Origin of the sequence: Streptomyces sp. RP5T (assembly GCF_003933965.1) — a bacterium.
Classification (GTDB): Bacteria; Actinomycetota; Actinomycetes; order Streptomycetales; family Streptomycetaceae; genus Streptomyces.
In genome coordinates this window covers 1-11548 of sequence record NZ_RSAJ01000256.1, presented here as the reverse complement: position 1 = coordinate 11548, position 11548 = coordinate 1, and the positions used below count along the sequence as shown (strand labels likewise).

Annotated in this window: 9 protein-coding genes and 1 pseudogene; 8 read left to right on the top strand and 2 right to left on the bottom strand. The window is 70.8% G+C overall.

Translation table 11 applies throughout. From position 1 onward, the window contains the following. Window positions 1-2067 (top strand): TerD family protein (locus EHS43_RS24765; RefSeq protein ID WP_125192962.1); only part of this gene is annotated, 2067 nt, incomplete at its 5' end. Window positions 2068-2303: 236 nt separating this feature from the next. Here EHS43_RS24765 and EHS43_RS24760 read toward each other — a convergent pair. Next, a complete protein-coding gene (locus EHS43_RS24760) occupies window positions 2304-3170 on the bottom strand; it encodes a fructosamine kinase family protein (protein WP_260470692.1) in 867 nt (288 codons plus the stop codon). A gap of 164 nt (window positions 3171-3334) precedes the next feature. Between EHS43_RS24760 and EHS43_RS24755 the strand changes: the two genes are divergently transcribed. From EHS43_RS24755 to EHS43_RS24735, 5 genes are read left to right on the top strand one after another with little or no spacing between them, the layout of a single operon-like run. After that, window positions 3335-4669 (top strand): sugar ABC transporter substrate-binding protein, encoded by a 1335-nt coding sequence (locus EHS43_RS24755; RefSeq protein ID WP_125192960.1) that lies wholly within the window; start codon window positions 3335-3337, stop codon window positions 4667-4669. After that, the gene (locus tag EHS43_RS24750) at window positions 4666-5571 is read left to right on the top strand and encodes a carbohydrate ABC transporter permease (protein ID WP_125192959.1); all 906 of its coding nucleotides are present in this window, start codon (window positions 4666-4668) and stop codon (window positions 5569-5571) included. The genes EHS43_RS24755 and EHS43_RS24750 overlap by 4 nt, the downstream gene beginning before the upstream one ends. Next, window positions 5568-6512, top strand: coding sequence for a carbohydrate ABC transporter permease (locus tag EHS43_RS24745; RefSeq protein WP_125192958.1), 945 nt, complete (start codon window positions 5568-5570; stop codon window positions 6510-6512). The genes EHS43_RS24750 and EHS43_RS24745 overlap by 4 nt, the downstream gene beginning before the upstream one ends. A 27-nt stretch (window positions 6513-6539) precedes the next feature. After that, a complete protein-coding gene (locus EHS43_RS24740; RefSeq protein WP_125192957.1) occupies window positions 6540-7448 on the top strand; it encodes a 5-dehydro-4-deoxyglucarate dehydratase in 909 nt (302 codons plus the stop codon). Continuing rightward, window positions 7445-8698: a glucarate dehydratase family protein gene (locus EHS43_RS24735; protein WP_125192956.1), complete on the top strand. Its 1254-nt coding sequence runs from the start codon at window positions 7445-7447 to the stop codon at window positions 8696-8698. Before EHS43_RS24740 ends, EHS43_RS24735 begins: the two co-directional genes overlap by 4 nt. A gap of 360 nt (window positions 8699-9058) precedes the next feature. Here the strand turns inward: EHS43_RS24735 and EHS43_RS49000 are convergent, their stop codons facing one another. Beyond that, window positions 9059-9277: a hypothetical protein gene (locus tag EHS43_RS49000; RefSeq protein ID WP_369009052.1), complete on the bottom strand. Its 219-nt coding sequence runs from the start codon at window positions 9275-9277 to the stop codon at window positions 9059-9061. A 57-nt stretch (window positions 9278-9334) separates the two neighbouring features. Between EHS43_RS49000 and EHS43_RS24720 the strand changes: the two genes are divergently transcribed. Further along, window positions 9335-10378: an NAD-dependent epimerase/dehydratase family protein gene (locus EHS43_RS24720; protein ID WP_125192955.1), complete on the top strand. Its 1044-nt coding sequence runs from the start codon at window positions 9335-9337 to the stop codon at window positions 10376-10378. A 136-nt stretch (window positions 10379-10514) separates the two neighbouring features. Continuing rightward, a pseudogene (locus EHS43_RS24715) lies at window positions 10515-11548 on the top strand (hypothetical protein); the annotation flags it as partial.

Sequence of the window (11548 nt, the reverse complement as noted above, 5' to 3'; positions counted from 1 at the left end):
GCGCTGATGTCCGTCGGCTTCAAGCTGTCGGCCGACGCGCTGAGGACGCTGTCGGGGCTGTCCGAGAGCACCGTCCTCGGCACCGCCGCGCCCACGCTCGCCGCCGTCCGTGGGATGACCGGCGACCACGTGGAGCACAACGTCTACTTCAAGGACTTCCCGGCCAACGTCCCGGACACCTTCGAGTTCTGGATGCGCTGTGTGCGCGAGGCCCTGGAGGACGGCAAGGCCCGCTCCGGCGTCCTCGCCCAGTTGCGCAACGGCGTGATCAACCTGCTCACCCTGCCGTCGTACGGCAACTACCGCCACACGTACGAGGAGATGCTCGCCGCGCACGACGAGCTGACGGCGGCGGTCGGTGACCGGCTGACCGTCCTGCACCTGGGCGGCACCCTGGAGGACGAGCTCTCCGCCCTGTACCTGGCGCTGGCCGGCAGCAGCACGCCGCTCGGGGACGAGCACCTGGCCGATCTCAAGGTGCTCGCCGAGCACTGCGCGGACGGCCCCCAGCCGGAGACGATCCCGGTGCGGGAGAACCGTGCCGTGGTCAACGAGGCCCGGCTGAAGGCGGGTTCGGGCCTGCTCCTCGACACCGTGACCGATGTGCTGCGGCTGGCCTGCGCGTTGTCCGGCGGAGACGTGAGCCTCCAGGAGCCGACCCGGTTCCGCGGCCTGTCCCGGCCGGCGCGCCGCGCCCTGCTCGCGGGGCTGGACGAGGTAGTCGCCCGGGCTCCCGCCAAGATCGCCGACGTCCTCACGCACCGTGAGGCCTTCAAGCGGCTCGGCGAGCGTCTGCATCCGCACGAGCACCCCCAGTGGCCGTACGCGGCCGAGGTGTTCGCCGTCGCCCGGGGTGAGAAGAAGGCACACAGCTTCGACTCCCGCGTCGAGGCGCTGCTCGGCGCCGACGACGTCTCCGGGGCCGTGCTGCTGCTGAAGTCCGCGCCCGGCAAGCTGTTCCGCGCGCTGGACCGGCTGCTGCGCACCGCGCGCACGCAGGAGGAGCGGGACGCCGTGGTGGCCGCCGTCGAGGAGGTCGCCCCGGAGGTCTCCGGACGGGTCGTGCTGTCGGTGCGCGAGTACCTGCACAACCGGTCCGGGGACACGGACCGCAAGCGGGTGTTCATCAACCGCGCCGGCCGCGCGCATGTCACCGACGACGCGCGTCAGGCCGTACCGGAGCAGGAGCGGGAGCGGCTGATCACCGTGCTCGACGCGGAAACGGCTCGTCGACTCCCCGCTCCGGAGCGGCTGTTGGTCGACCCCGACGTCCTCGGTGTGGCCCTTCCGCTCAGCGGGCGGGCCACCTCCGCAGGGCTCGGTGTGCTGCCCCGCGGCTCCGTCTCGCCGGTCGACGGGGAGCTGCTGCGGTTCTTCGTGTACTGGAAGCAGGCCCGGAAGGTCACCGACTACGACCTGTCGGCCCTGCTCCTGAATGCGGAGTACGAGACGGTGTCGTGGCTGTCGTACACCAACCTCCGCTCGATGGACGGCGAGCACTCGGGTGACATCACCGACGCCCCGGACGGAGCCTCGGAGTTCATCAATCTGCGGCTCGGGGCGGTGCGGGGCACGTACATCGTGCCCCAGGTCAACATCTACTCCGGGGAGGGGTTCGAGGAGGCCGAGGAGTCGTTCTTCGGGTTCATGCTGCGTGAGGGCGAGCAGAAGGGGCGGCCCTTCGAGGCGCGTACCGTGCGCATGAAGTCGGAGCTGCGCGGTCCCGGCAGGGTGGCGCTGCCACTGGCGTTCCGGCGTGCGCGGGACGGCAGTTGGCACGCCAGGTGGCTGCACCTGTACCTGAAGGGGCATCCGGCGTACAACCGCGTCGAGGGCAACCAGGTGTCGGTGGCGACGCTGGTGCGCGCCGTCGTGGAGCGCGAGCAGCTCACGGTCGGCCACCTGGCCGCGCTGATGGCGAACAGCGGTACGGAGGTGACGACTTGGGATCCCGAGTCGGTGCCGGACGTGCCCGTGACCTACATCGGCCTGGAGCGTCCCGAGGGGTTGCACCCGGAGTCGGTGGTCATCACGCCGGAAAATCTGCGCGACCTGATCCCCGAGTAACTGTTAGCGTTGCCCGTGGCGAGGCAATGGAAGGGCTTCCTTCTCAACGCGATGAGCCCCCATGGGGCTCGGATTTCAGCCCTTCCGCTCTCCTCGCCCTCGATATGACGCGTGCGGCGAGGCCATGAGGGAGCTTCCTTCTCACCGGTCTCGAAAACCGGCCTTCTCATGGCCCCAGTTCCTTCGCTCTCCTCGCCCGCGACGTCACGAGCCCAGGCGGCCCCGGACCGGTGCACTCACCGTTCCAGGGCCGCCTTCGCCGTGCTGAGCGCCTGTTCCGCGTAGCCCCTGCCGAACAGCACGGCGTGCACCAGCAGCGGGAACATCTGGTGCAGGCCGATCCGGCCGGCCCAGCCGTCGGCGAGCGGCGCCGCGCTCTCGTAGCCGCGCAGCACCTCGTCCAGGTGGGGACAGCCGAACAGGTGGAGCATCGCGAGGTCGGTCTCGCGGTGGCCGCCGTGCGCGGCCGGGTCGATCAGCCAGGCGTGGCCGTCGGCACCCCAGAGGACGTTGCCGTTCCAGAGGTCGCCGTGGAGCCGGGCGGGCGGCTCGGCGGGCCCCGCGAGTGCGGGCAGGTGCGTGCAGAGCCGTTCGATCACCGGGGCCTCGTCCGTGGTGATCGTGCCGTCGTCCACCGCGTGCCGCAGATACGGCAGCACCCGGTGCTCGGCGTACCACCGGGGCCACGGGGCGCCTTCGACGTTGTGCAGGGGTGCGCCCCCGATGTTCGCCTCCCGGGGGCCGCCGGGCGGCGCCGAGCCGAAGGCGGGCGCTCCGGCGAGGTGCAGCCCGGCCAGCGCCCGGCCCAGTTCGCGTGCCGCCTCCCGGCTGGGCCGACCGCGCGGGACCAGGTCGGTCACCAGGTGGCGGCCGTCCTGTCCGTGCACGGCCGGCACCCGGAGCGTGCCGGCCTCGGCCAGCCAGCGCAGGCCCGCCGCCTCGGCCCTGGCCTCGTTCGGGGAGCCGACCCGCTTGACCACCACCGCCCGGCCGTCGTCGAGGGTGACCTCGGTCAGCGCGCCGGACAGCGGGCGCTCCCCGGTTGCCGTCCGGCCGGTGAGCCGCGTGGCCACCGAACCGGGGCCGTCTGCGTCGTCGTACACCCCGCACCTCCGATCAGCACTCGCCCCCCGTGTACCCGAAGGGTTCGTGCACAGCCTCTGTGAAGACTCCCAGCCATGTCTTGACATATGGAAGAACCAATCCGTAGCTTGGCCGATCATTTAGATTCGTGAAGCGGGTTCACGGATATGAACGGAGTGTCTCCATGGGCGATCGCCGACGACGACGCCGCCTGGCCGCGGCGGCCACCGTCACGGGACTGATGTTCGGAACGGCCGCCTGTGGCTCCGGCTCCGACAGCGCGGCGGGCAACGATCCGAACACGCTGGAGGTGTGGACCCGGAGCAATCCGGACGACGCCGCCACCTACGACCGGGTCTTCGCCGCCTTCACCAGGAAGACCGGCATCAAGGTCGACTACCAGCCGATCATCAACTTCGACCAGCAGCTCCAGAGCCGGGCCTCCACCAGGGACCTGCCGGACGTCATGATCAACGACACGGCCCTGATGGGCAGTTACCAGAGCCAGGGGCTGCTCAAGCCGATCGACCCGGCCTCGATCACGGGCGGCGACCAGATCTCCGCCAAGTCCTGGTCCTCCACGGTGGGCGTCGACGGGAAGCACTACGGCGTCCCCTACTCCCGCCAGGCCCAGACACTGATGATCCGCAAGGACTGGCTGGAGAAGCTCGGGCTGAAGGCGCCGACGACCTGGCAGGAGATGCTCGCCGTCGCCAAGGCCTTCGCCACCCGGGACCCGGACGGCGACGGCAAGGCCGACACCTACGGCATCGTCGCCCCGGCCAGCGCACAGAACGGCTACGCGGCCATGTGGGGCTCCAGCTTCCTGTGGCAGGGCGGCGCGCAGATCATCAAGCCGGACGGCAAGGGGAAGTACACCCCGGCCATGGACTCGGCCGCCGCGGTGAACGCCGTGACCTGGATGAAGGAGAGCCTCTTCTGCGGCCGGAAGGGTGTCGTCCAGCCCGGCGCGATCACCGCCGTCACCGGGACGGCCACCAACTTCCAGGACGGCAACGCCGGGATGTACATGACCGGCCCGTACAACATCACCACCTACGACACCACGCCCGGCAAGGACACCTACGAGGTCGTCCCCGCACCGGCGGGCCCGGCCGGGGGTGACGTGCTGGCCGACGGCGAGAACGTCTACCTCGGCGCCAAGACCGGCAAGGACGGGCAGGAGCTGGCACTGGCCTCGTTCCTGGTGTCGCCCGAGGGCCAGAGGATTGCCATGACCAGCGTCGACGGCCACCAGCCCGTCGTCCGTATCCCCGTCAACTCCACGCTGGACGCGGCGAAGGTGCGGGGCGACGCCCGCTGGAGCGTCGTGCAGAAGGCCTACGAGACCGCCTCCCAGCAGTTCCCGAACGCGCCCGACTTCGCCCCGATCAAGCAGGACACCGCCGACGCGCTCAACTCGATCTTCACGTACTGCGGCGGTGACGTCCGCTCCCAGCTCAAGGAGCTGAACGACACGCTCGCCGGAGACCTCAAGGACCAGGGGCTGCTGAAATGACCGCGACCGTATCCGCCCCCACGGCACACCGGGCCTTCCCCAAGAAGGCCGTCGTCCCCTGGCTCTTCCTGGCCCCGGGTCTGCTGCTGGCCCTGGTGTTCAAGTTCTGGCCGATGGCCAAGGGCATCTGGCTCAGCTTCTTCCACGTGCGGCCCTTCCTCGGCAACGAGTGGACCGGGCTCGACAACTACACGCGGGTCCTCACCGACCACCGCTTCCAGGAGGCGATCGGGCACACCCTGGTCCTCGGCATCGGCCAGGCGGTCGGCGCGATCCTGCTCGGATTCGCCCTCGCGCTGCTTCTGGAGGGCCAGGCCCGCTCGCTGAAGTTCCTCCGCACCGCCGTCTTCCTGCCCGCCGTCACCGCCACCGCGGTCGTCGGCGAGCTGTGGCGGCTGATGTACTACCCGACCTCCGACGGCCTGATCAACAGCGGCCTGCACTTCTTCGGGCTCGGCACCGTGCAGTTCCTCGACAACCCCAACATCGCGCTGTACTCGACGATGGTGATGGGCATCTGGATCTGGGCCCCGTACAACATGGTGATCTTCCTGGCCGGTCTCGCGGGCGTGGACCGCTCGCTGTACGAGGCGGCGGCGATGGACGGTGTCTCGCTGTGGCAGCGCCTGCGTCACGTCACACTGCCCGCGATCCGTCCGGCGCTGATGATCGTGCTCACCCTCGCCACGATCCGCGGTCTGCGCGTGTTCACCGAGGTCTACGTCCTCACCGGCGGCGGCCCCGCCGGGTCGACCGACGTCTGGATGACCCGCGCCTACACCCTGGGCTTCACCCGCAACGACATCGGCGGCGCCTCGGCGGCCTCGGTCGTCCTGCTCTGCGTGACGCTCCTGCTCACCGTCCTGGTCAACCACCTCCGCACGAGGGGAGAAGCGCGATGAGCGCCCCCGTCATCGACTCCGTCCGGCCGGCGGTCCCTGACACCCCGGCCGGACGGACCGCCAGGGACACGCGGACCACCCCGGCCCGCTTCGACACCGCCCTCGGCTGGAACGACAGGCCCGGTCTCGCCTGGAGCCTGAGGATCCTGCTCTGCGTGATCGCCCTCGCGATCTTCGCGGCACCGTTCCTGACGATCTTCTCCGGCGCCTTCACCACCCACCCCAGCGGCTCCTCGCTGTCCTTCCTGCCGCACGACACCACCCTGTCCAACTTCAGGGTGGCCGGCGCGCAGGGCATGTGGGACTACCTCGGCAACTCGCTGGTCATCGCGGGCGGCGGGCTCCTGCTCCAGCTCGCGGTGTGCACGCTGGCCGCGTACGCGCTGGCCCGGCACCGGTTCCGGGGCCAGGCGCTGATCATGATGCTGTTCATGATGACGCTGATGCTGCCCGAGGAGGTCATCGCGATCCCCCTGTCCCTGGTCCTCGGTGACGTGCCGGTGGTGCACGCGGACCTCAAGGGCACGGTGTGGGGCGTCGTCCTGCCCCTGGGCGCCTGGGGCTTCTCGGTGATGATGCTGACCGAGTTCATGCGGGACATCCCCGACGAGATCGAGGAGGCGGCCCGCCTGGACGGCGTCGGCGAACTGCGGATGCTGTGGCAGATCATCCTGCCGCTGTGCAGGCCCGCGCTGGGCGTGGCCGGTGTCCTCGGGTTCATCATGATCTGGGACCAGTACCTGCTGCCCCTGATCGCCGCCAAGGACCCCACCGACTACACGGTCACCGTCGCACTGGCCACCCTGCGCACCGACCCGGTGGTCGGCTCCGGTGTGGTCCTCGCCGGTGCGGTCATCGCCCTGATCCCCAGCCTGATCGTCTATCTGCTCCTCCAGCGCTCGCTGGTCACCGGCATCGCCGCCGGTGCCACCAAGGGCTGACACCGACCCCCCACGTTTGAGGGAGACATGAAGTTCCAAGGAGTGCTGTTCTTCCCGGTGACGCCGTTCGCCGCGGACGGCTCGCTGGACGAGGAACGGCTCGCCCAGCACATCGACAGCGGTGTGGCGGCCGGCGCGGGCGGCGTGTTCGTCGCCTGCGGCACGGGTGAGTTCCACGCGCTGACACCCGACGAGCTGGAGCGGGCCACCAGGGTGGCGGTCGAGACGACCGCGGGCCGGGTGCCGGTCCTCGCCGCCGCGGGCGGCCCCACGCCGGTCGCCCGCGACCACGCGGCCCGGGTGACCCGGGCGGGCGCCGACGGCATCCTGCTGCTGCCGCCCTACCTGGTGACGGCCCCGCAGCAGGGCCTGGTGCGCTATGTCGAGGAGGTCACCGCCGACAGCGACCTGCCGGTGATCTTCTACCAGCGCGGCACCGCCCGCCTCACCGCCCGGACCGCCGCCGAGATCGCCGCGCTGCCGGGTGTGGTCGGCCTCAAGGACGGCCTCGGCGACATCGAGGCGATGCACCGCATCGTGCGCGCGGTGCGGGCCGTCCCCGGCACGGAGGACTTCCAGTTCTTCAACGGCCTCCCGACGGCCGAGATGACCGCCCCCGCCTACCAGGGCATCGGCGTGAGTCTCTACTCGTCCGCCGTGTTCGCCTTCGCGCCCGAGATCGCCCTCGCCTTCCACCGGGCGCTCGCCGCGGGCGACCGGCCGCTGGTGGACACGCTCCTCGACGAGTTCTACGGCCCCCTCGTCCAGCTCCGCGACGAAGTACCGGGGTACGCCGTGGCGTTGGTCAAGTCAGGAGTGGCCCTGCGTGGTCTCGACGTGGGTGGCGTACGAGCCCCCCTCGTCGATCCGTCTCCGCAGCACGTCGCGCGCCTCTCGAAGCTCATCGACCGTGGTCTGGAGGTGGTCGGCGCATGAGCGAGCCGACCCGCGTCAAGGAACTGATCGTCACCCCGATCGCCTTCCGTGACCCGCCGTTGCTCAACTCCAACGGGGTGCACGAGCCGCTCGCCCTGCGGATCATCCTCCAACTCGTGCTGGAGGACGGCACGGTGGGTTTGGGTGAGTCCCCCGGCGGGGTGGCCCGTCTGGAACGACTGGAGGCGGCCGCGAAGGTCGTCGTCGGCATGGACGTCTTCGACACCACGGCCGTCTCCGCCGCGATCGACGCCGCCCTGCTGCCCACGGTGCCCTCCTCGCACGAACGCGGCTGGACCAGCTCCGCCGTCGAGGTGGCCTGTCTGGACGCCCAGGGCAAGCTGCTGGGCCGCCCGGTCAGCGACCTGCTCGGCGGGACGGTCCGGGACTCGGTGCCGTTCGCCGCGTACCTCTTCTACAAGTGGGCCGAGCACCCCGCACTGGACGGCCGCGCGGCCGTGGGAGACGAGTGGGGCGAGGCCCTGGACCCGGCCGGGATCGTGGCGCAGGCCCGGCTGATGCAGGAACGTTACGGCTTCCGGTCGTTCAAGCTGAAGGGGGGTGTCTTCCCGCCCGACGAGGAGATCGCCGCGATCAGGGCGCTCGCGGACGCCTTCCCCGGGCAGCCGCTGCGGCTGGACCCCAACGTGGCGTGGACCGTGGAGACGTCGGCGTACGTGGCACGTGAACTGGACGGTGTCCTGGAGTACTTGGAGGACCCGACCAAGGGCATAGAGGGCATGGCGGCGGTGGCGAAGAACGCGCCGATGCCGCTGGGCACCAACATGTGCGTGATCGCCTGGGAGCACCTGAGGCCGGCGATCGAACAGGGCGCGATCCAGGTGCTGCTGACGGACCATCACTACTGGGGCGGTCTGCGCCGCACGCGGGAACTGGCCGCGGTGTGCGAGGCGTTCGGGATCGCCCTGTCGATGCACTCCAACTCGCATCTCGGCATCAGCCTCGCCGCCATGACCCACGTGGCCGCGGCCATCCCCAACCTCGACCACTCCTGCGACACCCACTACCCGTGGAACCACGCCGACGACGTGATCCGCCCGGGCGTCCTGGAGTTCCGCGACGGCGAGGTCAAGGTGCCCACGGGTCCCGGCCTCGGTGTGGAACTGGACCAGGAGGCCCTGGACCGTCTGCACCGCCTCTACCTCGACTCGGGAATGCGCAGCCGGGACGACACCGGGTACATGCGCCGCTTCCGGCCCGGTTACGAACTGCGCCTTCCCCGCTGGTAGACGAAGGGGGACCAACCAGGGCGCCCGGTGATCCCGGGCGCCCTGCCGTGCCTCCTCCCCCTCCGGCTCAGCCTCCTTTCCGGCACCGGTCCACCGGCAGGCCCGTCATGAGCTGCGCCGGGGGTTCACGGTCGGTTCGGCGGGGCCGGGTGCGGTCTCCCACCGGAGTTCGCCCCTCCGTGCGGACCCGGTCTCCCGTCGGCGCCCGGTCCCCCGCCGCGGCCCGGAACCTCGCCCGGGCGACCGCCCCGGCCAGCGCGGACGGGTCCTCCCGGAGTTCGCCAGCCGTGACGCCCAGGTCCTCGCCCAGGGCGTGTTGCGAAAGTCCCGTCGTTCGCCCGAAGGGCGGGCCTCGCGGCGTCAGGCGCGTGCATGGCGTCGCGAGGCAGGCGGGACTTTCGCAACACGCCCTAGTGCCTCGGAGGTCCGGGACAGGAGTTCCTCCAGCGGGCCGGGCGTCGGGGTGAGGACCGCCACCGGCCACTCACGCACCCCAGCCATCGGCAGCGCGCCGGCGCGCAACGCTGGGACGAGTCCGGCGTTGAGCAGCGAGGACTTGCCCGCCCCGGACGGCGCCATGAGCAACAGGCCTGCACCGGTGCTTCAATGTCACCCCCTGGGTGGAGGAGCGCGGGCATGGACACAGTCCTGGTGACCGGTGGCAGCGGGTTCGTCGGGAGCCATCTGGTGCGGCGGCTGCTGGAGCGGGGATACGAGGTGCACGCCACCGTGCGCAGTCTCACCAACCCGGCGAAGGTGCGCCCGCTGCGGGACATGCAGGACGAATTCCCCGGCGCTCTCACGCTGTTCGAGGCCGACCTGCTCAAGGAGCGCTCCTTCGACGAGGCCATGGCGGGCTGCCGTGTGGTCTTCCATGTGGCCTCGCCGTTCTTCATGCCGGAGAGGATCAAGGACGGCCGCAGGGACATGGTCGACCCCGCGCTGCTCGGCACCCGCAACGTCCTGGCCGGTGTCGGGCGGACGGCGTCGGTGGAGCGGCTGGTGTTCACCTCCACGGTCGGCGCGATCTTCGGCGACTACTCCGACGTGCGGGACATGGAGGGGCAGGTCCTGTCGGAGAGGTACTTCAACACCAGCAGCACGGTGGAGAACAACCCGTACCACTACGCCAAGACGGTCGCCGAGCGCGCGGCCTGGGACGCGGAGGCGGCACAGGACCGCTGGCGGATGGTGTCCGTCAACCCCGGTCTGATCCTCGGCCCTTCGCTGACACCCGCATCCGAGTCCGGCAGCCTCTTCCTCCTGGAGGAACTGTTCAAGGGCTACTTCTTCTACGGCGCCCCGGACTTCAGCTTCACCACGGTCGACGTGCGTGACGTGGCCGACGCGCACATCGCGGCGGCGGAGCGGCCGGACGCGAAGGGCCGTTACATCCTGGCCGCGGAGACGATGACGTCGTTCCACGAGATGTCCCGCATCATCCGCAGCCGGTACCCCCGTGATCCGCGGATCCCGCGCACCGCGCTCCCCCACTGGCCCGTGCGCGTCCTCGGCCCCGCGTTCGGGCTCACCCAGGACTACATCCGGGGGCACCTCGGCATCCGCTTCCGCGTGGACAACAGCCGCAGCGTGCACGAGCTGGGCATCGACTACCGGCCGGTCGAGGAGACGGTCCTCGACCACTACGAGGCGTGGCGCGCACAGCGGCGCAGGGGGTGACGCGCAGCGGGAGCAGTGGCCTTACGCGACGAAGGTCACAGTTACATCTCACGCTTTTCACACTTCAATCTTCACGCGAGCCTCACAAGTTGGTTAGGTTGACGGCGAGCAGCACGACGGAAGGGGCACGACTTTCATGGCGCCGGATCGAACTTCGCGCGATGGAGGGTTCAGCCTCCCCGCCAAGCGCAACTCCGCCCTCGCGACGGCCGCCATGGCCTCCGCGGCCCTGCTGTCGCAGACAGGCAACGCCGCGGCGGACGAGGTACCCAGCCCTGACGAGGTGAACCGGCGGATCACCAGCCTCTACAACCGGGCCGAGGACGACTCGGGCACCTACAACGCCACGCGCGCGGCCGGAACGGCGTCGAGCACCCGTGGCCGCAGCGGTTCGTCGACCGGCGGCGGGAGCAGGTCGGACGGCGGCAGCAGGTCGGGCGGCGACCCCTCCCTCGACGCCATCGCCCGGCAGTGGTACGGCTCGGCCCGCGCGAAGATGGGGCCCGTCATCGAGGCGTCCCTGCCCGCCGATCGCGTCGCCAACCGCCGGGCCGAGCCGAGCCGTCAGCGCCCGGCGAGTGCCACCGCGGACGCGGTGCGTGCACGCGAGGCGAAGCCGGCCGAACGATCCCTTCCGGAACTGGCCGCCAAGCCCGTGCTCGCCCTGCCCGGCGCGCCGGAACCGGCCCAGGCCGCCCTCACCGCCGCGCCGGCCCAGTCCCCCTCATGGGCTCCGGAACCGACCCCGCAGGACCTCACCGGCACCGGCGGCTTCCCCGCCCTGGGCACCTCGCAGCCCGTGACCGGGGTCCCGGAGTACACGGCACGGACCGACACCGGCTCCTTCGAGTACAGACCTCAACTCGCCACCGGGGCGCCGGAGTACACCCCGCCGAGCGGAACCACCGTCCCGGCGTACACCCCGCCGACCGGCACCGCCCTTCCGGCGTACACCGCGCAGACCGGTCAACTCGGCATCGAGGCACCGCAGTACGCGCCGTCAGCCACCACCGGGTTTCCCGAGTACGCCGCACAGACCGGCACCGGGCTCCCGGAGTACGCCGCGCAGGCCACCACGGCGTTCCCCGAGTACGCCGCTCAACCGCCCACGGGTTACTCCGACCACTCCGCCCTCACCGCCCCCCTCGCGACGCTCGCGCCCCTGTCGGT